This is a genomic window from Acidobacteriota bacterium (assembly GCA_039028635.1).
Classification (GTDB): domain Bacteria; phylum Acidobacteriota; class Thermoanaerobaculia; order Multivoradales; family JBCCEF01; genus JBCCEF01.
Genome location: JBCCHV010000037.1, coordinates 23,489 through 45,799 on the forward strand (window position 1 = coordinate 23,489; position 22,311 = coordinate 45,799).

Here is a 22,311-nt window from a genome sequence, read left to right on the forward strand (position 1 = left end):
GAGAGCAATCCATGCATCGTTCGAAGTTCCTTTCCGGTTTCGTTGTCGTTCTGACCCTCGGCCTGGCAGGCGGCGCGACCGCATCGGCCGAGCGCCTCGCCGTGCTCGATATCGATGGCATCGGCCACCAGCGCCTCGAGGACCTCAAACAAGAAGACGGAATTCGCTGGTGGGTAGAGCTCGATCAAGAGCTCTTGGTCGCCGTCGAGGGTGACGATCTGCGGGTGTCGAGCAAGGCGTCCTTCGACATCGAGGGGCCGCTGTTCCTGGTGCGCACCGGTCACGGCCACCAGCTCGACGACCTCGCCGGTACCCAGCGTCTGACCTCCGGCGGCGGCTGGGCGGTGGTCAGTGCCGCCGGTCGCGGCGAGTTGGAGGCTCATCTGCTCCATGAAGGCCACGCCGGCTGCGCCCGCCATCCGGGCGTTTTTCCACTTCGCCCCAACACGGTGCTCGCCCGCCAAGCCGCCAACGATCCACCGCGACTGGGAACGGTCTTCGATCCCGGCCTGCAAGACCTGGTCGATGAGGTCGATGCCGATCGCTGGTTCAACGATGCCTCGACCCTCGCTGCCTTCAACCGCTGGACCCGCGGTGGTGAGATCTTGCAGGCGCGGGACTGGCTGGTCGATCAGTTCGAGGCCGTCGCCGGTTTGGCTGTCACTACCGAAAGCTTCGCCGTCGGTGCCGACACCGGTTTCAACGTCATTGCGACTCTGCCGGGCACCAGCCAGCCAGACGACTGGCTGATCATCGGCGCCCACTACGATTCCGTCAGCCAGAACCCGAGCTCGGCCGCCCCCGGCGCCGAGGACAACGCCTCGGGCTGCTCCGGCGTGCTCCAACTGGCGCGCATCCTGAGCCGCCGCTCTCCCGCCGCGACGCTGATCTTCATCTGCTATGCGGGCGAAGAGCAGGGCCTCTTCGGCAGCACCGATCACGCCTCCAAGCTGGTCAACAGCGGCAACAACTCGAAGGTGCAGGGCGTCTTGATCATGGACATGATCGGCTTCACCGCCGACAGCGATCTCGACAGCCTGCTCGAGGCCAACAGCGGCAGCCAATCGTTGATCCAGCTCTTCGCCGACGCCGGCAATGCCTTCAGCGATCTCCGGATCGTGACCTCCCTGAACCCCTTCGGCTCAGACCACGTCCCCTACCTCAACCGCGGCATGAGAGCTCTGCTGGTGATCGAGAACGACTGGGACCAGTACCCCGGCTACCACCGCACCTCGGATTTGCCAGCCAACCTCGACCGCGACATGGGGGGCGAGACCCTCAAGATGAACGTCGCCGCCATCGCCCACCTCGCGGGAGTGAACGCGACCAGCACGACGATCTTCGAGGACGGCTTCGAGAGCGGCAACCTCGGCGCCTGGACCGAGAGTGCGCCCTAGGGCCAGCAGGGTTTGTAGGCAGGCCGTAGAGACGGCCGAAACGCTAGGCCGACTGCTGGAAGGCGAGCTGGGGATCTCGCCGGGCGCGCTCGAGATACTGCGTCAAGTCGGCCAGCAGGCCCGTGGTGACGGCCTCTTCTTGCGCCGCTTGCTGGAGTAGCAGCAGCGCCGCGAGCGCTTCGCGATGAACCGCCTGCACCTCGAAGATGCCGCGGATCTCCTCGGCGACCTCCACCACCTCACGCCGCCGACCTTGGCGCATCAGCACCGCCGCCAGCTCGAGGGAGACCAGGGCGGCATCGAAGGCTTTGCCTTCCGCGACGAAACCATCGCGGGTGGCGCGAAAACCTTCGGTCGCCTCGGCGAGCCGGTCGAAGCCGGCCGCGACCTTGGATTCGAGCCAGCTGAGGCGAAGTTGGGTCCACGGTTCCGGAAACTCCCGGTAGCGATGGCGGACCGCCGCGAGACCTTCTCGGGCTTCACCAAACTGCCCACCTTCGGCGAGATAGAACAGGCGATTGTGAATCGCGCAGAGGGAAAGGAACGGCTCCTGCAAGCCCTCGAGACAGCGCTCCGCCCTCTCGACGGCCGCGATCGCGCCTTCGAGATCACCGGTTTCCTTGTAGACGGTGCTCGCCGACAGCAGCGTCCGCGCCACACTCACCGGATCTTCGGCGAGCTGATAGAGCACTGCAGAACGACTGAAGAGAGCCTCACTGGCGGAGAACCGACGCTGATCACAGGCCAGAATCGCCTCCAGCCAGTCGAGCTCGGCGAGGGCGAGGGAATCGACCAGCTGCTGCTGACGGGCCATGGCGCGAGCGGCATCGAGTCGGCGCCGTGCCTGCCGAAGCTCCCCATCGGCTCGCAGCGCATTACCGAGATGGGCCAGGGAAAGCACCATCAACTCTCCCTGGAATGGCGCCGGAATGCGGAGGGAAACCTCATAGGCGAGCTCTGAGAAATGACGGGCCTCGGCCGCGGCCCCCGGCAGGGCCGCCCGACAGTCGCGCAGCAGAGCCTCCGCCAGAAACGGACTGCGGAAGCGTCTTCGGGCCCGCTGGACGCGACCCAAGCGATCTCCCGGACCGAGCCGAAGCAACGTCTGGTAGTCCTCCCTCGACCGCTGACGTTCGTCGGACAGCTCCCGATGAAGGTCCGCCGAACGGCGGCGGACGCGAGCAAAAACATCGTCCATCGCGGCACCGTCGTCGGCGACCTCGGTCGGCTCGCGTTGGAATCGCAACAGTTCCTCGCGACAGGTCGGACAGATCTGAGAGAGGTGGCTCAGCACCCACTGAGTCACGCTCTCCGCATCGACCTTGCCAGAATCAAGGGCGCGCAAGATTTCGGCGGTGATATGGATATCCGTCACAAGTCCTCCCGATCGGTGTCCCCTGATATTGGGTGTGAGGAACTTCGAGTTTTCGTGACAAAAAGATCGCGCCGGCGCACCTCGAGCGACGCACCGGCGCTGTTTCAACGGGCCGCCACACCTCCCCCAGGATCCATCTGACCTCCACCGTCATCTCCTTCATGGGTCGGCTCGCCGTTCCCCGTCGTCTCCTCCGGAGTCGAGCTCGAGCCCGCCCCGAAGGACTCCAGGAGGTTCGACCAGAACAAGGCGAGACGACTCGACGGTGTCCTCGCTTCGAGCTCCGGAGCGCCGTAGAGCGAAAGCCCCAACGACGCCATGCAGACAATCAAGACGAGGAGAACGAGGTTGCGTGCACTTCTTCGCATAGTCCACTCCCCCTATGGACGGGTCGAAATGGGGGCTTCGATGCCCCTATCGCCCGCCGCCACTTAGAAGAGTGCCTCAAAGCGTAACGATTGCGTCAAGAAGCAAAAAAATCATCGGCCAACGACAGGCCGAGGGCGGCTTCTCGAGGCGATCCCATCTCGCGGAAGCCCCGATCCGCTTGCAGGCAGCTAGCAGGTTGCTGAGAAGCCTGCGACCGAGCACGCAAGGGCTCGGCGGCGAAGCCGCAAGACGGGGTGAGCCCCTGCGCGAGCCGCCGAAACCGCACTTTTTCGGGCCGGACCGCGCAGGCGAGGAGGCGCTCAGCCCCTTTGATAAACGGCAAGCAGCGCTGAAAAGCTCGCGAAGCGCGACTTTCTCAGCAGCCTGCTAGCGCAGCCAGCGGCGGCCGAGCAAGTAGGCGAGCAGCAGCACGAAGAGGAGAATCGTAATCATGATCGATCTCTGGTGACAGGCCCACCAACGGCGAGCCGGCGGTTGCTCGAAGGGCACGAACTCACCGTCTCCAAGCACCATGATGCCGGCCCAGGCCTCGACCGGCAGCCCCTCGCGACGCAGCGCATCCTGGGTCTTGCCGAGGGCCTGGGCAACGGAGACGCCTTGCACCAGCTCGCGATAGAAAGAGGTAAAGAAATACTCCGCATGCGCATCCTGCAGGGACCAGTAACTACCGATGACCACACGCGCTCCCGCCTCGAAGAAGGCGCGCGCCAGGCCGAGGGGCCCCTCCCCCTGCAGGATGCGTCCGGTCGCACCGCGGCAGGCCGACAAGACCACCATGTGCTGATCGAGATCGAGATCGACGATCTCGGGAATCGAGAGCCGCCCATCGTCGTCACCGGTCCCGGAGGTCAAGAGCACCGCCGAGCGCTCCGGCTGATCGCGATCGGTCATCGCATGGGTGGCGAAGTGAAGGATCTGGAAGTCCGAAGGCGGCGTTTGCTTCAGCCGCCCTTCGGTGGCCTCGGCTCCCATCCAGGCGCGGCTGCCACCACCCAGCACGCAGACGATCTCGCGACCCTCCCGCCGAGCATGGGGCAACGGACCGAGGTCCTTGCGCGCCAACACGCGCTCGAGCCTTTCCACCTGGACCGGCTCATCGCTGAGATCGGCAACCTGTAGCGGCACCGGATCGGCAAAGACCAGGGCTGGCGTCGCGAAGGGCGGCTCGGCCCGGGCTCGAGTCTGGCGCTGCTCGAACCAAAGGGTCGCCGAGGGCACCACCGAGAGGCTGAAGCGCTCGGTGATGGATCGCCCGTCGCCGAGCTCGACGAGGGCGAAGGGGAAGCGGTGGAGATTGCCATCGGGCACGATGGTGAGCTTGGTCACCTCCGGCGGCAAGGCCGCGATCGGCCCTGCGAAAAGCGACTCGGTCAGCGCCGAGAGAGGTCGCGGCAGCAATGGGTCGGCCGGCAAGTTGCGCTCGAAGAGATTGAGGAACATCCTCACTTGGTCCTCCACCTCGTCGCCGGACGGCAGACGGAAGATCTCGACGCTTTTTGGACGCAGAACCAAAGCCCAGGAGCCGCCGGCGAAGGATCCGTTGGCATAGCGATCCCGCGCCATCTGGAAGGTGAGCAGTGCTTCATCCGGCGCCATTCGCGCCTGCACCTGCCGGAGGTCCGGAATCAGTGCTTCCCAAGAGTCGTCCTGGCGGCGAGCCACGGGCCCCAACAGCTCCAGCAGATTCCGCGCCCTGACCCGTTCGGCGAGAACGAAAGCCTCCTCGACCGCCGCCGACGGCTCCAGCTCGGAGGTCGCCTGTGCGAGGAGGCGACCACTGACGGTGGCGTAAAGGCGACGCCAGACAGCGAACACTTCGGCTCGGCTGCCGCGGCTCTGCTGTTGCCGTCGAAGCTCTTCGATCTCCTGCAGATAGGCCTGCGACTTCGTCAGGGCATCCTCGAGGCCGCCCATTCTTGGTTCTTCCCAAACGACCTCGAGGGCATCCTCCAGCATGTTCAAGCGCACGCTGCCGCGCTGCCCGGCGAGCAAGGCCTCCACCTCGGCAGTACTGGCCTCGCCAGCCCTCGCCGCCAGCAGCGAGCTTCGGCAGTAGAGCGCCTCGGTCCTCGGCCGGTCGGCGGCGAGCTCGAGGCAACGCTCGAAGTCGGCTCGTCCGTCCTCCTTGCCACGCAAGCGCCCGAGCTCATTCCAAGCCAACATCTCGAGACCGACGGATCCGGTCGCTTCGGCCAGCTCGACGATGCGCGCGAGCTTGGCTTCGAGATCGCCGATTTCTCCCTGCAGCACCCGGAACACCACCTGGTCGTAGAGACTGCGAGCCTCGGTGCTGAGAGCGCCGTGCTCGCGCGCCCAATCGGCGAGCTCGCGCAGCACACCTTGCGCCGCCGCGTAGCGCCCCATCTCACCCAGCGCCTTGGCCAGAACGCTCAGGCTGGTGCGATAGACGTCGCGATCCAGGCCCGTCCGCGGCGCGACCGCGCGGATCCGCTCACAGGTTTCCTGCACACCCCTAAGGTCCTCACCGAGGCGGAATTGGCGCTCCGCCCGGAGTAAATCGAGCCGCAGGCAAGGCACGTCCGTCGAGCCGGCCTCGGGACACCTTTCTCCCAGAAAGCTCGCCAGCTGGCGCTCCCGCTGCTCCGCCTGGTCGAACCGACCGCGCGCCAGCTCGAGGCGCGCCAAGACGATGTGGCAGGAAACCACTCCCTCGAGATCATCGGCGGCGCGGAACTCCGGCAGCAGGTCCAGGATGGCCGCGATCGTCCCAGCCCGGTCCGATCCATAGGTCAACAAGGCACGAAAGTACCGAGTCCATCGTGAGCTCGGCTCGGCGGCGAGTCGTGTGAGATAGAGCCGGCGGGCCTCCGGCCCGGAACGGGAGGCGCGGAACAGGCAGATCAAGCGCTCGCGACCGCCGGCCGCGTGGGCGTCACAGGAGGCCAAGGCATCGACCGCCGACGGCGCTTCGGCCTCGGCGGCCGCGGGCCTCGAGACCACCGAGGAGGCGGCGACCGCCAGGACCAGCCATCCGACCATGGTCGCGACTCGGAGACGACGCCAGGCGCCGAGCAAGCTGCGTCGGGCCGGCCTGCGCCCGCCCTGCGCCGCGGCGACGGACCGGCGCCCCTCGCCCTCCGAGGCGGCGTCCGCGAACCAGCTCCCGTCCCTCCCTGTCACTCCCATTCAGCTCCCTTCCCGCCTCGGCGAGAGTCGTTCGGTTCGTCCTTGGCGAGCCCTGGCGATCGGCCTAACTCACCTCCGAGGGCTGCCCTCCGAAGCGCTCCAACAGCTCGCCGAGGCGCGGCTCCGCATAACCCTTGAGCGGCCTGTAGTCGGGGTCTTCCTCGACCCTCTTGGCCTCGGCGAGAAAGCGCCTTTTGTCGTCGACAGCGCCGTCTCGCCAGCAGGCTTCGGCACGCAGCAGCCAGTAGGCGAGGATGAGGTCCTGATCGCTCTTGGAGACCGCCCCCAGGTCCTGCTCCTCGAGCCTCTCGATCAGCGGTCGCAGGTCTTCCCCTCCACACAGCGCAATCTCGAGATCGGCCAGCAAGAGTCGGCGAGTCTGGTCCTCGGCCAAGGCGTACTTCATCTTCGCCGCCTGAGAGAGCTGCTCCCGAGCTGCGTCGTGCCTCTCGCCACGCGCCAACATGCGAGCCCTCGCGACCTGACATCGGAAGGACTCCTGGGGATGGCGTTCTTGGTAGCCCGCACCGATGGCATAGAGCTGTTCCGAGAGCAGAAACTTCTCGATTCGATAGCAGTGATCGGCGACGTGCAAGAGGCACTCGAGGTGAAGGTCCGACGCCTCCACCACGACATGGGGCTCTTCCTCGTCAATCGTCACCCGCGCCGGTTTTCCGGTCGATTGGTGCGTTCCGGTCTTGTTATCGGTAGTGTCCTCGAGATTCGTCATCGCAGCTCCCTTCCCTGATTCAACCGATGAGACCGCCCTGCAAGTCCATCCCTCCACAGAGCCGATCCCTACTTCGAAAGACCTTCGACGGTCTCCCCCTGGTTCTCACAGCAGGGAGAAGGTCCGAAGGTGAGATAAAACGTCGGCGATTCGATCACTTCACCAGCGGGCGTCTCCGCGACGACCCGCCACAAGAGCATCTCTCCGAGCACCAGCGCAGGAAGCTCGTCGAGACCCACGGTCAGCCGTGGCACCGTCAAACCGGACTCGCTGATCACCGGCGCGAGGTCCTCGCGCTTGATCCAAACGCTGTAGAGAGAGCCCTCGGGAGCCCCCTCCCAACACAGCACGAAGGGCTGATGCAGCGGCATCGTCTCGCCGTCGAGAGGTGAGGAGATCTCGGGCTCCTCGCCGCGACTGACCACGTGATCAGGCCCCGGGCGCAGGTCATCCTGCGAGAAGAAGATGCCACTCAGAACCAGAACCAATCCCGCGGCGAGGGCCGCCGGCTTCAACCACTTCCGCCAACCCGGCCGAACCGGCTGCTGCGCCGCCTTGATCGCCTGCAGGTGGCCGGCGCAGCGCGGACATCTCAGAAGATGAGCCAAGACCTCGCGGGTTTCCTCGGGCGTTGTTTCGAGACGAGCCAGGCGCCAGAGAGTCTCGGCCCCAGGGCAAGAGGAAGCGACGCCCCCCTCTTCGCTCTCGGCACCGAGATCTAGCTTCGGATAGCGGTCATCGAGGCACTCGTGAAGGAAGTGTCGATAGGCCCGAGTCAGATCTTGCTGGGAAAGTCGCTTCGACATGGATTACAACGTCCTTCGTGAGATTAGTGAGCGCCGGGGCCTGCGGGATCGGAGAAACCACTTCTTGGGTCTTTCGGCCGGGGACCGAGGCGGCTGGGCCTTGCGTAAGCCCGATTGCGAAGTTCTTGACGTCTGGCGGCCAGGATTCCCTCGGGTCGATATCTCTCCGAGCTCCGGGAAAGCCCGTCGAACGGAGTGTGGCGCCCAGGGCGCAGAGTGCCCGACCTCGCCGGCAACCGGACCGCCGATCGGAGTCCGGAAGGCGAGGTTCCGCGGCGGCGCCGAGCGGCCCCGAGGGCACCGCAAGGCAGCGTCCGCCGTCGACCGACGGCACGCCGTAAAGCCTCGATAGGTAGCTCTCATGAGGGGCCGAAACCCTTCTCATGAAGACACTCCCGAAGCAGCTTTCGACCCGCCGTCAGGCGATTGTCGACCACCCGCTGGCCGAGACCGAGAACCTGGCGAATCTCCCTCTGTTTGAAGCCCAGGATGTCGAGCTGCAGGACGTCGACCAGCTTGGGCCGACGCTGTGCGATCGCTGCCAGACATTCGTGGATCGCCCGGCCCAGGTCGCCCCGGGTCGGCGGCACGCGAATGCCCGGCGGCTCGATCGCGGGATCCAGCTCGGCTTCCCATCGACCCTTGCGCCGCCGGTCGATGACTTCGTTCTTGACCGTGGTGATGAGGTAGGCATCCGGGAGACGGCGGCGCTCGCGATCGTCGGAGTAGCGGCGGTGGATGCGCAGCCACGAGCTCTGCACCACATCTTCACGGTCGGATTCGGCGACCCCGAGCTTGGGCAGCAACCAGCGACCGATTCCGGTGAGCCGGCGGTAGGTCGAGCCGGCGGAGAGATCCGTCACGGCACCCGAACCTCTCTTTGGAGGTGCGGTGGACCGACCTTCCTTTTCAGCCCGGCTCGATGGCGCAGTCCGCGACTCCTCGCCACTTGCCCTCCCCAGGGTCATCCGTCAGAGCCTCCTCACCACTACTAACGGCGGAGAGCACCGAATCCCTATTCACGAATGCCGCAAGACAGTCGCAACCAGGGTTGGGCGCCGGCAGAGCGATCGCCTCTCTGATCTTCGAATGACCCGAAAATACCGCATGGCTCGGTCCAGAGGGGATCCCGAACCGAGCCGCCGGGCCCACGATCCGACCGGGGAACCGGCTCATCGCTGCTGAGCCGCGGTCCGCCAAGCCGGCAGCTCGGGATCGTCCCGCAGCCAGTCGAGCAGGCGAGCGCCGTCGACCTCGTCGACGCGCATCGGCACGACCACGATCTTGCCGTCCGAGTGCAAACTCTCGTCGGCCAGCGGCGACAACGACACCTCCCGCTCCACCATCGCGGCGACCTTCCAGATACCGGAGGCCTCGTCGGCCTCGAAGCGCGGTCCGCGTCGAAGCGGCGCGCGGTCCGCGATCTCGACCCCGTGTACCTCGTCCGGCGCCACCCGCGGGAGGCTGACGGTGAGGTACTCTCCCGGCTTCAGATCCTGCACCACGCGGTGCTCCGTCAGCCGCACCACCCAATCGACGGACGCCTCGACGGCACCGGGGAGGTCGTCATCGAGGCCCGAGACGGCGATCGCCGGAATCCCCACCAGGGCCGCGATGCGCGCCGCCCCGATGGTGCCCGAAAACATCCAAGTGCCCCCCAGGTTGGGACCGCCGTTGATGCCGGAGATCACCAGCGTCGGCGGCCGATCGCGCAGCATGCCCGCCAGGGCCACCACCACGCAATCTCCCGGGAAACCGTCGACGGCGAAGGCCTCGATTCCGCTGCCGAGATCTCGCCGCTCCACGGCCAAGGCGCCGGTGCGCGGAAAGCTCAGCGACGCACCGGTCCCGCTACGGTCCTCGGCCGGTGCCACCACCCAGGTTTCGGCCCGCGGCGCAAAGGCGCGAGCGAGGGCGATCAGCTTGGGATCGTCAATGCCGTTGTCATTGGTGATCAAGACTCGCGGCCGGACGGCCTCTTCGGCGGGCGCCGCCGCCAGCGGCCAAGCGGCCGTCATCGAAACCAGGGCGATAGACAGGACTCTCACTGTTCGGATGATTCGAGACATGGGCTCCTCCAGAAAGTTGATGGCAGAAGCCTCGAACCTCGTTCCGCCTGGGTCAATCGCCCAAACGGGTGATTCGCCTCATCCTTCCGGGTGTTTCGCCCCCGAAGATCGGCTCATCCGCGAGATCAGCTCGAAACGGGAGCGCACGCCGGCCTTTTCGAAAATCGTTCGCAAATGGGTCTTCACCGTGTTCGGCGAGATGTGCAGCGTGGTGGCGATGTCCTTATTGCTGAGGCCGCGCGCCACCTGGTCGGCGACCTCGGCCTCGCGAGCGCTCAGCCCCCAGCCATCGGCCGCCTGCGGGCTCACGATCTCCTCCCCTCGCACCAGGGTCGAGACCATGACGACGCTGGTCAGGCAGTACCACAGCGGATACCAGCGCAAGCCCCAGCCCTCGCTCAAGAAAAGATCGTAGACAAACCCTGGCACGCCGATCAGCAGCAGGAGGGAAATGCGGTCGGCGAGGGGTCGTTCGGCTTCAGCGGATCGCCAGCGCGTCACCACCAACCACAGGGAGTAAGCCACGATGGCGAGCAGCACGCCGTCCTCGAGCCAGTCGCCCCGCTCGTCCCAGGGCGTCGAGCCCAAGACGTACTCGGTGAGGTGCTGCAGCACCAGAGTCGCCACCACCACACCGACCAAAACCCGCTCCCGGCGCGGCTCTCGGACCCGAAAAACCCGATGCAGCAGGAGTGGCAGCGTCAGCATGACGCCATAGAGGCCCACGATCGACTCGAGGTATCGGAAGACCTGCTGCGCCGCCGCCGAGATCACGCCTGGTGCCGTCTCACCGAAAGCCGACAACAGCGACGCCGTCACCATCACGCTGAGTGCGCCATAAAGCGCCAGAAAGCACCGCGATACGGCATCCCGCCGCCGCCAGGCCACGGCCAGGGCAACCCCGAAGCACGCGACGCCGATCGCAAAGGACACGAACAGATAGCCCAGCCAATAGCCTTGCACGGTCCCCGATGATAGCGCCGGGCGATGAGGCCAGCAGAGGACGAAGCTTGGGCAGCCCGAGTACAGGCCTCGAGGCTCCTGAGATGCTTTGATTCTGTGACTTAGGAAATGGTGCCCAGGGGCGGAATCGAACCACCGACACCATGATTTTCAGTCATGTGCTCTACCAACTGAGCTACCTGGGCACTCGGGGCTGGCGCCCCGCGAACCCGCTTTCTACCAGGGTGCATCGGGCGAGTCAAGGGTTGCCGCCGCCGGGTGTCGGGCGGCTCGGACGGTCGTTCCGGACCGCTCCTGACAAGCTAGAATCGCGCCATGACCCGGTGGAGCCTCATTGCCGCTTTGACCCTCTTCGCGCTGCTCGCCGTCGCCCTGCCGGCTGCAGCCTGGACGCCCGACACGCAGGTGGTGATTGCTCGTGAGGCGGCGCGGCTGGCACCGCCGGATCTCGCCCGCCAGATCGCCAAGCACCCGCAGAAGCTGCGCGAAGGCGCCCTCGCGCCGTTTCAGGACGGCGATCCCCAGCGGCACGTCGCCAATCAGGACGGCAGCGGCCGCCTCGACGAGGTCATCGCGCAGGAGGTGGCGACGGCCATCGAGGCGATCGAGCGCCACGCCGCCTTCGAGGAAATCGTCTATCAGCTCGGCATTGTGGCCCATTACATGGCCGACGCCAACAACCCGCTCAACAGCTCCACCGCCGATCCTCAGGAAGGTCGCTACTTCGCCGATTTCGCCCGCTACCTGGAGAGCGCCGAGCCCCGCCTGCCGGTGATCTTCTACGGCTTCCGGCCGGGCCTCGAAAAGGAGCCGGACGCCACCGGCCTGGCGCGCACCGCCCTGGGCCGTAGCCGCAACCTCTACCCGATGGTGGGACGCGAGTACCGCCGGATCTCGTTCGGCTCCGGTCGCAAGTCCTTCGACGACCGCTCGACCGCCTTCGGCGTCGCGTCCCTGGCCTTCAGCCACGCCGTTGACGATGCCGCCCGGGTGATGCGCTACATCTGGCTAAAGGCCGGTGGCGGCGACTTTCGGCGCGGTCTGCCGGAAGGCGGCAAGCGACTTCTCCGCCTGCCGCGGGAGACGCGCTGACGCCGAACGGGATTCGGCGATATTCTTGAACGACGATTTCCGTTCGACCCCAACTCCCGGGCCGGTGAGGCACCACGCCGCCGGTTCCGGACGAGGAGAGCCGACATGCTACCCGTGCGCCGTGCGCTGATTTCCGTATCCGACAAGCAGGGCTTGGCCGAGTTCGCCGCCGGCCTCCACCGGCTAGGGGTCGAGATCGTCTCGACCGGCGGCACCGCCGCGTTTCTGGAAGAGCATGAGATTCCGGTGATTCGAGTCTCGACGGTGACCGGCTTTCCGGAGATTCTCGGCGGCCGGGTCAAGACCCTGCACCCGAAGATCCACGGCGGCATTCTCGCCAATCGCAATCGCTCGGCCGATGCCGGCGAGCTCTCCGAGCATGGCATCACGCCCATCGACTTGGTAGCGGTCAACCTCTATCCCTTTCGCGAAACCGCCGCCGCCGAGGACGTCCGCTTCGAGCAGGTCATCGAGATGATCGACATCGGCGGCCCCTGCATGGTGCGCGCCGCGGCCAAGAACTTCCAGTCGGTGGCGCCGGTGGTCGACCCAGAGGACTATCCCCAGGTGCTCGCCGCCCTCGAGCAGTCGGGCGCCGTGCCGGAGGCGCTGCGTCGCCGACTCGCGATCAAGGCCTTCCGCCACACCCAGGGCTACGATGCCGCCATCGCCGAGTGGATGGAGCGCCAGGTCGAGGAAGAGACCGAGGCGCCGCGCTTCCCGGCCCACCTCTTTCTCGACACCACCCGCGAGCTCGAGCCGCGCTATGGCGAGAATCCGCACCAGAAGGCGGCGGTCTACAGCGCCCTCGGCGGGCCCGGCCTGTTCGGCGGCATGGACCAGCTGCAGGGCAAGGAGCTGTCCTACAACAACCTCCTCGACGCCGACGCGGCGCGCAAGATGGTGGCCCTTTTCGACGAGCCGACGGTGGTCATCCTGAAGCACAACAACCCCTGCGGCGTCGGCCGCGGCACCAGCATCGCCGAGGCCTACGGGCGCGCCCTCGAAACCGACCCGGTGTCGGCCTTCGGCTCGATCGTCGCCCTCAACCGGCCCGCCAATCAGGAGCTCGCCGAGCAGATGGCGGACCTCTTCGTCGAGGTGGTGGTGGCGCCGAAGTTCGGCGACGGGGCGCGCGAGGTCTTCGCCGCCAAGAAGAACCTGCGCCTCCTCGAGTGCCCTCTCTACGAGCCCCACCCCACCGGCATCGAGCTGCGCTCGATCGACGGCGGCCTGCTGGCCCAGATGCCGGACGGCCTGCGCGAAGATCCGGAGCAGTGGACCTGCGCCGCCACTCGCCTACCGACCGCCGACGAGGCCGAGGCCCTGGCCTTTGCCTGGAACGTCTGCCGCTACGTCAAGTCGAACGCCATCGTCCTCACCGGTCGCGACCAGACCGTCGGCATCGGCGCCGGCCAGATGAGCCGCGTCGACTCCTGCCGCCTGGCGATCGAGAAAGCAAACCTTCCCACCAGCGGCACCGTCGCCGCCTCGGACGCCTTCTTTCCCTTCCGCGACGGTCTCGACCTGCTCGCCGAAGCCGGCGTCACGGCGGTGATCCAGCCCGGCGGCAGCAAGCGCGACGAAGAGGTCATCGCCGCCGCCGACGAGCACGGCATGACCATGCTGTTCACCGGCCAGCGCCACTTCCGACACTAGGTCGTCCTTCTCACCGGATCTTTCGGCGAAGAGTCGCTGGACTGCAGCCGTTCGATACTCAGCAGGACAGAGAGCTGCGGCGGCACAGCGGAAGTTGGTGCGAAGTCCGCGCTAGGTCTCGGAGAGGGCCGAGTCGAGCTTGTCGTAGCTCGCGTTCATGCCACTTTCCATGTCCGATTCGAGCATCGTTCGGCGCGTCTCGGCATCGGGCAGGGTCATGCGCAGGGTCACGAGGGTGCCTCCCTCGACTGCCTCGAAGCGGGTTTCGACCCGGTTGTCCGGCGTCGGATCCGGCAGGTGCATGCGCTCGACGTGCACGATCTTGGAGAACGGAACGAGCTCGAGATACTCCCCGGTGAGCGAGAAGTCACCGCCCTGGCCGTCGCTCCACTCGAAGTGGATCCGCCCCCCGACCACCGGGTCGCTGATGCAGACCGTCATCGACCAGCCATCGGGCCCCAGCAGCCATTGGCGAATCAGCTCGACCTCGAGGTGAGCTCGGTAAACCGCCTCCGGCGGAGCAGAGAATCGCCGGGTGATCAGAAGTCCCTGATCACCTTCCAGGGCCAAGGTCAGTTTTGATTCCGTGGTCAAAGGCTGTCTCCTTTTTCCCCAGCCAGATTGCCGGCCAGAAGCTCGTCCAACCGGTCGTAGTTCGCGGCGAAGGCGCTCCGTAGGGTTTCGAGCCACTCGTGAACCGGTGCCAGGCCGTTCGGAGCCAGCCGGCACGGTCGCCTGGCGCCATCGACCCGGCGAACGATCAGGCCGGCCGTTTCCAAGACCTTGAGGTGCCGCGAAATGGCGGGTTGGCTCATGGCGAAGGGTTCGGCCAGCTCCATCACGCCGACCTCACCGGCAGCCAGCCGCGCCAGGATCGCCCGCCGCGTCGGATCGGCCAGGGCAGAGAAGGTTGCGTCGATGTCCATGACATAACTCCCAAGTTATATAACGCATAATTTATCTCTCGACAGGAACCCCTGTCAACGCGTACTGCCAGAGAACCCGACAGGACTTTCGGACTAGCCCGGCCTTCCCACGAGGTTGCCTGGCGAGAGGCCGTAGGTTCTTGAAGATGCAACGCATCCGTCGCTGACACGCCGCCGCCGTACTCGACGTACTGCGAGGAGAGCAGGCGACGAAAAACGAAGCAGATTCGGGGACAAACGGACTCGCAGCGAAAAGCTGGTGAGAAGGCCGGGCTAGATCAGGCCCAGCTCGAGGCCCTTGAGCACGGCTCGAGTGCGGTCGCGCACGCCGAGCTTCGAGAGGATGTTCGAGAGGTGGTTCTTGACCGTGCCTTCGGCGACGCCGAGGGCATCGGCAATCTCTTTGTTGCTGTAGCCACCACACAGGAAGCGCAGCACTTCGATTTCACGCTCGGTCAAGGGGTCCGGCGGGTCGAGGCTCGGAAAGCTCCAGTCGGCATCGCCGGCGGTGCGCAGGATGCGCTCGGTGAGGGCTGGCTGAATCAGGGTGCCGCCGCCGGCGACGGTGCGAATCGCTTCCGCCAGACGCTCGAGGGAGATGTCTTTGAGCAGGAAGGCGCGGGCGCCACGGCGGATGGCCTCGAGGGCGGCGGCATCGTCGTCGAAGGTGGTGAGCACGAGAGTCGGTGGGAGAAGCTCGGCGGCCCGCAGATCGGCGAGGACGTCGAGACCGTCCTTGCCGGGCATCCGCAGATCGAGCAGCAGGACATCCGGCGCCTGCTCTCGGATCAGCTCGACGGCACCTTCACCGTCCTCGCCCTCGGCCACCACCTCGATGTCGTCGAGGAAGCCGAGAAGCGTTCGGATGCCCTCCCGCACCAGGGTCTGGTCGTCGATCAGGCAGACCCGAATCACCCGGTCACCGGCATCGAAACCCGGAGATCGAAGCCTGCCCCCGGGGAGGTGGCGGCTTCGAGGCGGCCACCGAGGGTCCCGAGGCGCTCTCGCATACCGGCCAGGCCGTGTCCCTCGCTCACCGCTCGGGCGCCACGACCATCGTCCCGCACCCGCAGCTCGACCTCGTCGGCGCGCGGCTCGAGGGTCAGCCAAACGTTGCGCGCCCGGGCGTGGCGCAAGCAGTTGGTCAGGGCCTCCTGGGCGCAGCGCAGCAGGGTGTGGGCCCGCTCCGGATCGTCCATGGTGAAGCCCTCCGGCACCTGGCGGTGGATGGCGGGCTGATCGATGCCCTCGCCGAGGGCGGCGAGCGCGCGCGAGAAATCGACCGTCGGCTCCTGGCGTAGGGTCGTCACCACCCGCCGCACGTCTCCGAGCAGCTGCTTGGCCTGACTCTGGGCCTTGGCGAGCTGCTCCGGCGCCGCCGCCGGCGTGCTGTGGCGTGCCGCCTCCAGGTTGAGGCTGAGGGCGGTCAGGCGGTGCCCCATGACGTCGTGCAGCTCGCGAGAGATGCGCAGGCGCTCGGCGGCCCGGCTGGTGTCCCCGAGCAGGCGGCGGGTCGAGAGCAGCTCGCCGTGGGCGCGCACCAGCTCCTCCCGCGCCTGACGCTCGCGCAGGGCGACCAGGGTCGAGTGGAGGGCGAACAGCTCGAAGCCGAGAAAGGCCCCGAACACCGTGGCCGTCTCGACCGGCCCCTGACTGGGCAACAAAATGGCCGCCATCAGCGCCGTCTGTCCGAAAAGCCAGGTCAGCGCCCAGCGCAAGGGCAGGACCTCCGCCGCAACCGCAGCGATGATCACCAGCAGCACACCGTGCAGCGAATTGGCCACCGCCACCGTCATGCCGAGGGCCGAGGCGGTCTGGATCGCCAGCAGAGTCCAGGCGATCCACTTGCTGCGACGCTCCACCCAGCAGGAGGAAACCAGCCAGAAACTGCCCACGTTGACCAACACCAGCGCGATCCACAGCAGGATGTTGGGCTCCGTGAGGTGCTCCGGATGACGCACCAGAACGGCCCAGACGGGCAAGCCAGCCACCACGCAGGTCAACAGGCCGGTCAACCGCATCAAGGGGCTCTCGGGATGGCGCGCGTCTCCGGGCATGGCCGGAGTATAGGTCCCGCCGAAGACGCCGACCATGTGCCAAAGGTCATGGCTCCGGCAGGCGACTTCCGGCACATGTGCTCGCCGCCCGGACTCTCTAGGCTTGCCCTCGACGTCGCCGCCGATACCGGCGCCGACGAGTCATCAAAGGAGACACTCCATGAATCGCCTCTTCGGCTTCGGCCTTTCCGCCTGCATCGTCTTCAGCCTCTCGATCGACGCTCAGCCGCCTCAGCTCGCCGAGATCGCCGCCTCCCTGCCACCCCTGGAGCGCACCGTCGAGGGCGTGATCCTACCCACCGACGGCACCGAGCCCTTCCGCTGGCACGACATCGCCGAAGGCGTCGAAGCCACTTCCAAGGATCAAAATCTCGAGGTCAGCTTTGCGATCCAGCCGGGCCAGGCGGCGGGCGCCTCCCTGATCGTGCCGGCCGGGACCCTCGAAGGACTCGACCATCTCGCCGTGACCACCCACGCCAGCCGAACCAGCACCCTGCAGATCACGCTGCAGGACGGCGACGGCTTGGTCTACGCCTTTCCGCCCTTCCAGGTGCGCATCGGCAAGGGTCGCACCAGCCGCCTGGCCTTCGAAGAGCTGAGCCATTTCCCGCACCAAACCGAGGTGCCGGACTCGGGCTCCTTCGAACCCGCCGACGCCGTCATGCTGACGGTGGTCGACCTTTCCGGCTTCCTCGGCGGCGCCGCCGGCGACATCACCTGGACCATCGAGCGGCTGGCGGGGGTGGCTCCGTGAATGATCGCCGCTTCGGCGCCGCGATGCTCGCCACCTTCCTGCTGACGACCGCCCTGGCCTTTCCGGCCGGCGGCAAGGACGAGACGCGATCCAAGCTCGCCGCCAGCGCCGAGGAAGCCTTCTTCACCGCCTTCGTTCAGCGTCCGGAGAAGCCCGAAGCGGCACTGCCGACGCTGACGCTGGCCTGGCTGCGAGATCGCGACGATGGCCGCACCCAGCTCCTCCTCGGCCTCAACCACCTCTGGCTGGCGGCCGAAGGGAGCCGCGCCGACCCACGCACCATCGAGCATCTGCTGCTCGCCGAGCGCTTTCTCGCGATGGCCGCCGAGAGCCTGCCGGAGGATCGCCGCATCCCGAGCTGGCTGGTACCGGCGCGCCTTTTCCTCGCCACCGGCGACGAGCAGAAGGCCCTGGTCGGCGAGCTCGAGGCGGCCTATCGGGAGGATCCGGTCTTTCATTCCTTCACGATGGCGCTGCTCGGCTTCGATCAGCCGGTGTCGAGCCCGGCCTTCCAACGCGGGCTCGAGGCCCTCCGCCTGGCCGGCCAACGGGCCGACCTCGATGGCGACGACCCGAGCGCCCAAAACCGGCCCCACTGGCCGCACAACGTCGAGGGGTTTCTGACCTTCTGGGCCGACTACGAGCTCAAGGCGGGCCATCAGGAGCGCTCGCATGAGCTGCTCTTGACCACCCGCGCCACCGAGTCCTTCGAGCGCTGGCCCTATCGCGAGGAGGTCGAAGATCGCCTCGCCAACCTAGAGCTCTACGGCCGCCTCTACGCCAACGACGATCCTGCCGACGATCCGCCGGGACTATTTGGCAACGGCAGCCAGGACATCTCCTGCCAGGCCTGCCATCGCGGCTCATGAAGGCCGCCCCGGCAAAGGGGTGCAGCGGCTCCCCGAGGCGGAGCCGCTGTCAGCCCCTCGGACCTACAACGCCGGGGCGACGGGCAGAGCTTCGAAGCTCTCTTGCATGCCAGCGACCACCTGGCGAAAGACCCGATCACGCCGGCGCGCCAGGCGGTGGTAGGCGCGCGCCAGATCGAGCACCAGGATGATCCGCACGCTGCTGCAGTCGAGCTCGCCATAGCGATGGGTACCGATGCGCTCGAAGCCGAGCACCCGCGTATGGAAGTCGAGGGGACAGTGGGGATCGCTCTCGAAGACATCGGTGATGAAGTGGGTATAGCCGCGCTCGACGGTCTCCGCCACCGCTACCTTCATCAGTTGCAGAGCCACCTCGATGCGCCGCCGGTACTTGGGAAGGATCATGAAGCGACCGATGTCGGCGAACCGTCGTCCCTCGAGCACCCGATCGAAGTCGATATCGCGTTCGAACTTGAAGTCGAGCTCCGGCGGCGCCTCGAGGGGCGGATCGTAGAACAACCGGATCACCCCCGCCGGCTCATCTCCGACGCGGCACAGAAACCACGACGACCGGACATTGCTCTCGAGGTCGCGCGGGATCTCGTCGTCGGCGCGGCGAATCCACTGCTTCTCCTGCTGAAAGACCTGCTCCACCACGGCCACGGCGTCCGCCCGATCGGACGGGTTGAGGATCTTGACCACCGAGACTTCTCGACGACTCATGATGACCTCCCTGGATTGGGATCGCAGATGGTTTCGCGGAACGGATCCGCGAAGGGATAGCTTTTCGAGCTCAGGTCCGCCAGTCGGTCCATAACGCGATGCACCACGGCACGGGTCAGGGAGCTGGCCGGTTTGTCGGCCCCAGCAACCCGACGCCGCTCTTCAGCGAAGTCCAGAGGAGCGCCGATCCGAACCTGAAGGCGACCGACCTTGGGCATCCGGCCGAGACGACGGGCAGCCGGAAACTCGAGACCGACCGGGACAACCGGGTTTGCGGTCTGCAGAATGAGGTGGGCGATGCCGGGGCGGCCCCGTCGCAGGGCCCGCGGATTGCGATTGCGGGTGCCTTCAGGGAACAGTCCGACGGATGCCCCCGACGCCAGCCTCCGCCGACAGCTTTCCACCACCGAGTCGTGACGATGAGCCTGCCGGTACTCTTCCCAGAGTCCCCAGCGCGCCCGCTTGCCGTAGACGGGCACCGGATCGCCTTGCCGCAGCAGCCAGCCGAGCACCGGAATCTGCAGGAACATCCAATCGACCACGAAGTGCACCGACCTACCGCGACGCAGCTTGAGCAGCGCCGCCGACACCGCCAACGTCTCGAAGCTGTTGTTGTGGTTGAAGACGAAGATCGCCGGCCCGGTGACGCCGTTCAGACGCTCGGCACCTTCGACCTCGATGCGCCGACCGAAGAGAGACAAGACCAGACGCGCCAGCACCCGGCGGCGCCGCGGCTCGAGAAGGGGAAGGGGCACCTTCCAACCGTGCCACCCGCGCTGAAGAATCTTTTCGGCCATCGCACCGTTCCCGTTCGGGTTCCAACTTCGCCGATGCCCGGAAACATCAGGTGGCGGCGCCACGGCAAGTCGGTGACCGCCGGCCGAGATGACCCTCGACGTCGAGTTTCAGCCCAACAAAAAAAGAGCCGCGCGTAGCGCGGCTCTTTTGATCCTCCAACTACCGAAGGCCGAGGCCGCCGATTCGGCGACCTACGACCTGGCAGCAGCGAGCGGGTGGGAGGTTGCCCTAGTCGGAACGGCGATCGTCGCCCTCTTCCTCCGCGGGCTCGCCATCTCCAGGTGACGGATCGGCCTCCGAGCCTTCGGCCCCGGAAGTCCCGTCGTCGGGGTCTCCCTTCTCCGGCGGGTCGTCGCCGCCCGAGCCGAGGTCCGTTTCACCCACCGCCGTGGACTCCGACCCGTCGTCGGACGGCTCGGCCCGAGGCGGCGGTTCGTCCGATGGCGGATCGTCGTCCGGGTCATCGTCGCCTCTATCGCCTTCGGAAGTGCTGAACAGGTCGTCCTCCGGTGGCGCGATCGGTGACAGGGGCTCGAAGGGCGGCGGCACGGGCGGAATCGGCGGTGCGGTGACCGCCGTCGAAGCCTTCGGTCCGGCGCCAAAGCGGGTCAGGATGACGGCCCCGAGGCCGGCGGTCACGGCGATGTACTGCACCACCGCTCCGAAGAAGATCAAGATGATGCCGAAGAACTCTGCCGGACCTCCCAGGAAGGAGAGGAAGGTCCCCAGGATCATCCAGATGTGCAGGGCTCCGACCCCCACCAGACAGGCCTTGAAGCCACTGCCCAGGCTCCAGCCGAAGCGCTCGGCGAGACGATCTGCGAGCCAGCGCGCCGACGCGGCGTAGCCGAACAGCATGCCGATGGCGAACAGGAAACCGACCACCGGCAGCAAGACCAACAGCGGGATTCCGATCACCGAGATCACCAAGATCAGGGCCGCCACCACCGCCAGGGGCACGATCAGGATCTCCGCCAGGAAACCGGCCAGGGCCGACTGTCCGGGCTCGGTGCGCAACTTCTGCTCGACCCGCTCGAGAGGTCGTGAGGCGACGATGCCGCAGATCCAGACCAAGATGGTGACGAAGAAGGCCCACAGCACCTGGCCGAAGAAGTCCCCGAAGCGCCGCGAACGACCGCTGTAGCTGTGACGGCGCTCTTCGCGGTCGAAGTCGGTCGAGAAGCCGCTGCCGCCGAAGAAGCGCGCCATCGAGACCTCGGAGACCACGCCGCCGACCTGCGAGCCGCTCTCGCGCCGCACCCGGCCACCGACACTGGTGACGTTGCCCTCGACATCGGCATCGGAGCCAAGATAGACCGAGCCGCCGACGGACACCACTTCGCCGCCGACCTGGCCGTCGACGTGGACCGAGCCACCCACGGCGAGGACATCCTGCTCGACCTCACCATCGACGGTGACCTTGCCACCGATCGCGATGGCTTGCTCGGCATACTCTTCGGCGCGCACCTTGACGCCGCTGCCCAGGCTCACTCGCTGGCCGAGGTCGACTCGGGACGAGCGCCGCGAACCTTCTCGATCGCGATCCCGCACCACCGCATCGCGATCGCTCTCGGACGTTTCGTCGACAACCGGTTCGTCGGCGGCGGCGACCTCCTCTTCGTCCGCCTCGACCGGCACCGCGGCCGCTTCAGCCAACGGCTCCGGCGCCGGCGGCGACTCGAGGCCAAGGGTCACTCGCCGTTCGCGCGGCGACTGGCCGAGGAGCTCGAGGACCGGCGCGGCGAGGGGACCGAGACGCTCTTCGAGCTCGTCGCGATCGACATCCTCGCCATCGATCGCCACCTGGTCGCCGATGATCTCGATGGCGCGCACCGAGGCGTCGTCGGCGCGCGGCCGCAGCAGCAGCCCCGAGCGGGTCGGTAGGGCCTCGAAGACCTCGACCGTCGCGGCACCGGAGAGCGGCGCCTCGACCGCCTGCGATTGCGCCGAGAGCGAGGCCGCCAGGGCGAACAGCAACAAAAAGCACGACAACGTCCGCACTCCTCGGTGCGGAACGGAACTATGCAGTACCGACATGAGACCAACTCCTCTCATTGGCAATCAGAGTGGCGAGCATGCGGAGCGCAACGGCCGCCAACACCAACATCGCGACCAGAGCCGCCGCCACCGGCGGCGCCTCGGTCAAGGCGACGATGGCGCTCGAGAATCCTGCCGCCGCCTCCCACAGGTCGACGGCACTTGCCACCCAACGGGCCATGGAAACCACCAAAGCGCTGAAACCGTCGACCACACCGGCCAAGGTGACCCGGGTCGAAACCTGCTTCAGCACGGCGGGCAAGAGCCCGGTGCCGAGTCCCAAGAGCACCAGACAAGCGACCAGCGGCAGGTGCCAGCGCACCCGCCGGGGAACCGCCGCCGCCAACACCCGGTCGGTGAACCCCGGCGGTGGCGCCAGCATCGGCAACGCCGCGAAGACCTCGAAGAAGGCTTCGTCGGCCTGCCCGCGGCGATCGGCGGCCTCGTGGGCCAGCCAGCGCTCGAGAGCGTCCGGTGCTGGAGTGTGTCGTCTCGTCATCGCTCTTCAGTCCTCTCCAC

Annotated in this window: 21 protein-coding genes and 1 tRNA gene; 5 read left to right on the forward strand and 17 right to left on the reverse strand. The window is 66.8% G+C overall.

What is annotated here, in order from left to right; translation table 11 throughout:
• The first annotated feature begins 11 nt into the window (after nucleotides 1–11).
• Nucleotides 12–1,397: a M28 family peptidase gene (locus AAF604_15435; protein ID MEM7051062.1), complete on the forward strand. Its 1,386-nt coding sequence runs from the start codon at nucleotides 12–14 to the stop codon at nucleotides 1,395–1,397.
• A 43-nt stretch (nucleotides 1,398–1,440) separates the two neighbouring features.
• Here AAF604_15435 and AAF604_15440 read toward each other — a convergent pair whose 3' ends face one another.
• The 9 genes from AAF604_15440 to AAF604_15480 form a co-directional block, all read right to left on the reverse strand.
• Nucleotides 1,441–2,772 (reverse strand): hypothetical protein, encoded by a 1,332-nt coding sequence (locus AAF604_15440; protein ID MEM7051063.1) that lies wholly within the window; start codon nucleotides 2,770–2,772, stop codon nucleotides 1,441–1,443.
• 104 nt (nucleotides 2,773–2,876) lie between these two features.
• A complete protein-coding gene (locus AAF604_15445; protein ID MEM7051064.1) occupies nucleotides 2,877–3,140 on the reverse strand; it encodes a hypothetical protein in 264 nt (87 codons plus the stop codon).
• A 388-nt stretch (nucleotides 3,141–3,528) separates the two neighbouring features.
• Nucleotides 3,529–6,162 carry a CHAT domain-containing protein gene (locus tag AAF604_15450; protein MEM7051065.1) on the reverse strand — a complete coding sequence of 878 codons (2,634 nt, stop codon included), beginning with the start codon at nucleotides 6,160–6,162 and terminating at the stop codon, nucleotides 3,529–3,531.
• A gap of 211 nt (nucleotides 6,163–6,373) precedes the next feature.
• Nucleotides 6,374–7,039: a hypothetical protein gene (locus AAF604_15455; protein ID MEM7051066.1), complete on the reverse strand. Its 666-nt coding sequence runs from the start codon at nucleotides 7,037–7,039 to the stop codon at nucleotides 6,374–6,376.
• Nucleotides 7,040–7,107: 68 nt separating this feature from the next.
• Nucleotides 7,108–7,845: a hypothetical protein gene (locus AAF604_15460; protein MEM7051067.1), complete on the reverse strand. Its 738-nt coding sequence runs from the start codon at nucleotides 7,843–7,845 to the stop codon at nucleotides 7,108–7,110.
• Between the two features lie 359 nt (nucleotides 7,846–8,204).
• Nucleotides 8,205–8,708 carry an RNA polymerase sigma factor gene (locus AAF604_15465; GenBank protein MEM7051068.1) on the reverse strand — a complete coding sequence of 168 codons (504 nt, stop codon included), beginning with the start codon at nucleotides 8,706–8,708 and terminating at the stop codon, nucleotides 8,205–8,207.
• Nucleotides 8,709–9,017: 309 nt separating this feature from the next.
• Nucleotides 9,018–9,914: a 5'/3'-nucleotidase SurE gene (locus tag AAF604_15470; GenBank protein ID MEM7051069.1), complete on the reverse strand. Its 897-nt coding sequence runs from the start codon at nucleotides 9,912–9,914 to the stop codon at nucleotides 9,018–9,020.
• Nucleotides 9,915–9,992: 78 nt separating this feature from the next.
• Nucleotides 9,993–10,877, reverse strand: a complete 885-nt coding sequence (locus AAF604_15475) for a helix-turn-helix transcriptional regulator (protein ID MEM7051070.1) — start codon at nucleotides 10,875–10,877, stop codon at nucleotides 9,993–9,995.
• A gap of 109 nt (nucleotides 10,878–10,986) precedes the next feature.
• Nucleotides 10,987–11,062 (reverse strand) — tRNA-Phe (locus AAF604_15480).
• Between the two features lie 130 nt (nucleotides 11,063–11,192).
• Between AAF604_15480 and AAF604_15485 the strand changes: the two genes are divergently transcribed.
• Together AAF604_15485 and purH are read left to right on the forward strand one after the other, a co-directional pair.
• Nucleotides 11,193–11,969 (forward strand): hypothetical protein, encoded by a 777-nt coding sequence (locus tag AAF604_15485; protein MEM7051071.1) that lies wholly within the window; start codon nucleotides 11,193–11,195, stop codon nucleotides 11,967–11,969.
• A 105-nt stretch (nucleotides 11,970–12,074) separates the two neighbouring features.
• On the forward strand, nucleotides 12,075–13,628 hold the full coding sequence (purH, locus tag AAF604_15490; protein ID MEM7051072.1) for a bifunctional phosphoribosylaminoimidazolecarboxamide formyltransferase/IMP cyclohydrolase: 1,554 nt from the start codon (nucleotides 12,075–12,077) through the stop codon (nucleotides 13,626–13,628).
• A gap of 111 nt (nucleotides 13,629–13,739) precedes the next feature.
• On the opposite strand, the gene AAF604_15495 is transcribed toward purH, so the two are convergent.
• From AAF604_15495 to AAF604_15510, 4 genes are all read right to left on the reverse strand, one after another.
• The gene (locus tag AAF604_15495; protein ID MEM7051073.1) at nucleotides 13,740–14,222 is read right to left on the reverse strand and encodes an SRPBCC domain-containing protein; all 483 of its coding nucleotides are present in this window, start codon (nucleotides 14,220–14,222) and stop codon (nucleotides 13,740–13,742) included.
• Entirely contained in the window at nucleotides 14,219–14,554 is a 336-nt protein-coding gene (locus AAF604_15500; GenBank protein ID MEM7051074.1) for a metalloregulator ArsR/SmtB family transcription factor, read from the reverse strand. The genes AAF604_15495 and AAF604_15500 overlap by 4 nt, the downstream gene beginning before the upstream one ends.
• Before the next feature lie 273 nt (nucleotides 14,555–14,827).
• On the reverse strand, nucleotides 14,828–15,469 hold the full coding sequence (locus AAF604_15505; GenBank protein MEM7051075.1) for a response regulator transcription factor: 642 nt from the start codon (nucleotides 15,467–15,469) through the stop codon (nucleotides 14,828–14,830).
• Nucleotides 15,466–16,575, reverse strand: coding sequence for a sensor histidine kinase (locus tag AAF604_15510; GenBank protein ID MEM7051076.1), 1,110 nt, complete (start codon nucleotides 16,573–16,575; stop codon nucleotides 15,466–15,468). Before AAF604_15510 ends, AAF604_15505 begins: the two co-directional genes overlap by 4 nt.
• A gap of 196 nt (nucleotides 16,576–16,771) precedes the next feature.
• Here AAF604_15510 and AAF604_15515 point away from each other — a divergent pair, with 196 nt between their 5' ends.
• A complete protein-coding gene (locus AAF604_15515; GenBank protein ID MEM7051077.1) occupies nucleotides 16,772–17,365 on the forward strand; it encodes a hypothetical protein in 594 nt (197 codons plus the stop codon).
• The gene (locus AAF604_15520) at nucleotides 17,362–18,234 is read left to right on the forward strand and encodes a hypothetical protein (GenBank protein MEM7051078.1); all 873 of its coding nucleotides are present in this window, start codon (nucleotides 17,362–17,364) and stop codon (nucleotides 18,232–18,234) included. Before AAF604_15515 ends, AAF604_15520 begins: the two co-directional genes overlap by 4 nt.
• Before the next feature lie 63 nt (nucleotides 18,235–18,297).
• On the opposite strand, the gene AAF604_15525 is transcribed toward AAF604_15520, so the two are convergent.
• From AAF604_15525 to AAF604_15540, 4 genes are all read right to left on the reverse strand, one after another.
• Nucleotides 18,298–18,957, reverse strand: a complete 660-nt coding sequence (locus tag AAF604_15525; GenBank protein MEM7051079.1) for a GNAT family N-acetyltransferase — start codon at nucleotides 18,955–18,957, stop codon at nucleotides 18,298–18,300.
• Nucleotides 18,954–19,754 (reverse strand): lysophospholipid acyltransferase family protein, encoded by an 801-nt coding sequence (locus tag AAF604_15530; protein ID MEM7051080.1) that lies wholly within the window; start codon nucleotides 19,752–19,754, stop codon nucleotides 18,954–18,956. Before AAF604_15530 ends, AAF604_15525 begins: the two co-directional genes overlap by 4 nt.
• 229 nt (nucleotides 19,755–19,983) lie before the next feature.
• Nucleotides 19,984–21,747, reverse strand: a complete 1,764-nt coding sequence (locus tag AAF604_15535) for a hypothetical protein (GenBank protein ID MEM7051081.1) — start codon at nucleotides 21,745–21,747, stop codon at nucleotides 19,984–19,986.
• A gap of 28 nt (nucleotides 21,748–21,775) precedes the next feature.
• Nucleotides 21,776–22,291 carry a hypothetical protein gene (locus tag AAF604_15540; protein MEM7051082.1) on the reverse strand — a complete coding sequence of 172 codons (516 nt, stop codon included), beginning with the start codon at nucleotides 22,289–22,291 and terminating at the stop codon, nucleotides 21,776–21,778.
• Nucleotides 22,292–22,311 lie beyond the last annotated feature (20 nt).

Bases quoted from the DNA above. Each gene is read 5' to 3' on its own strand.
- AAF604_15445 (MEM7051064.1), bottom strand. From the start codon at position 3,140: ATGCGAAGAAGTGCACGCAACCTCGTTCTCCTCGTCTTGATTGTCTGC.
- purH (MEM7051072.1), top strand. From the start codon at position 12,075: ATGCTACCCGTGCGCCGTGCGCTGATTTCCGTATCCGACAAGCAGGGC.
- AAF604_15525 (MEM7051079.1), bottom strand. From the start codon at position 18,957: ATGAGTCGTCGAGAAGTCTCGGTGGTCAAGATCCTCAACCCGTCCGAT.
- AAF604_15500 (MEM7051074.1), bottom strand. From the start codon at position 14,554: ATGGACATCGACGCAACCTTCTCTGCCCTGGCCGATCCGACGCGGCGG.
- AAF604_15435 (MEM7051062.1), top strand. From the start codon at position 12: ATGCATCGTTCGAAGTTCCTTTCCGGTTTCGTTGTCGTTCTGACCCTC.
- AAF604_15530 (MEM7051080.1), bottom strand. From the start codon at position 19,754: ATGGCCGAAAAGATTCTTCAGCGCGGGTGGCACGGTTGGAAGGTGCCC.
- AAF604_15460 (MEM7051067.1), bottom strand. From the start codon at position 7,845: ATGTCGAAGCGACTTTCCCAGCAAGATCTGACTCGGGCCTATCGACAC.
- AAF604_15540 (MEM7051082.1), bottom strand. From the start codon at position 22,291: ATGACGAGACGACACACTCCAGCACCGGACGCTCTCGAGCGCTGGCTG.
- AAF604_15515 (MEM7051077.1), top strand. From the start codon at position 16,772: ATGAATCGCCTCTTCGGCTTCGGCCTTTCCGCCTGCATCGTCTTCAGC.
- AAF604_15470 (MEM7051069.1), bottom strand. From the start codon at position 9,914: ATGTCTCGAATCATCCGAACAGTGAGAGTCCTGTCTATCGCCCTGGTT.
- AAF604_15455 (MEM7051066.1), bottom strand. From the start codon at position 7,039: ATGACGAATCTCGAGGACACTACCGATAACAAGACCGGAACGCACCAA.
- AAF604_15450 (MEM7051065.1), bottom strand. From the start codon at position 6,162: ATGGTCGGATGGCTGGTCCTGGCGGTCGCCGCCTCCTCGGTGGTCTCG.
- AAF604_15485 (MEM7051071.1), top strand. From the start codon at position 11,193: ATGACCCGGTGGAGCCTCATTGCCGCTTTGACCCTCTTCGCGCTGCTC.
- AAF604_15510 (MEM7051076.1), bottom strand. From the start codon at position 16,575: ATGCGGTTGACCGGCCTGTTGACCTGCGTGGTGGCTGGCTTGCCCGTC.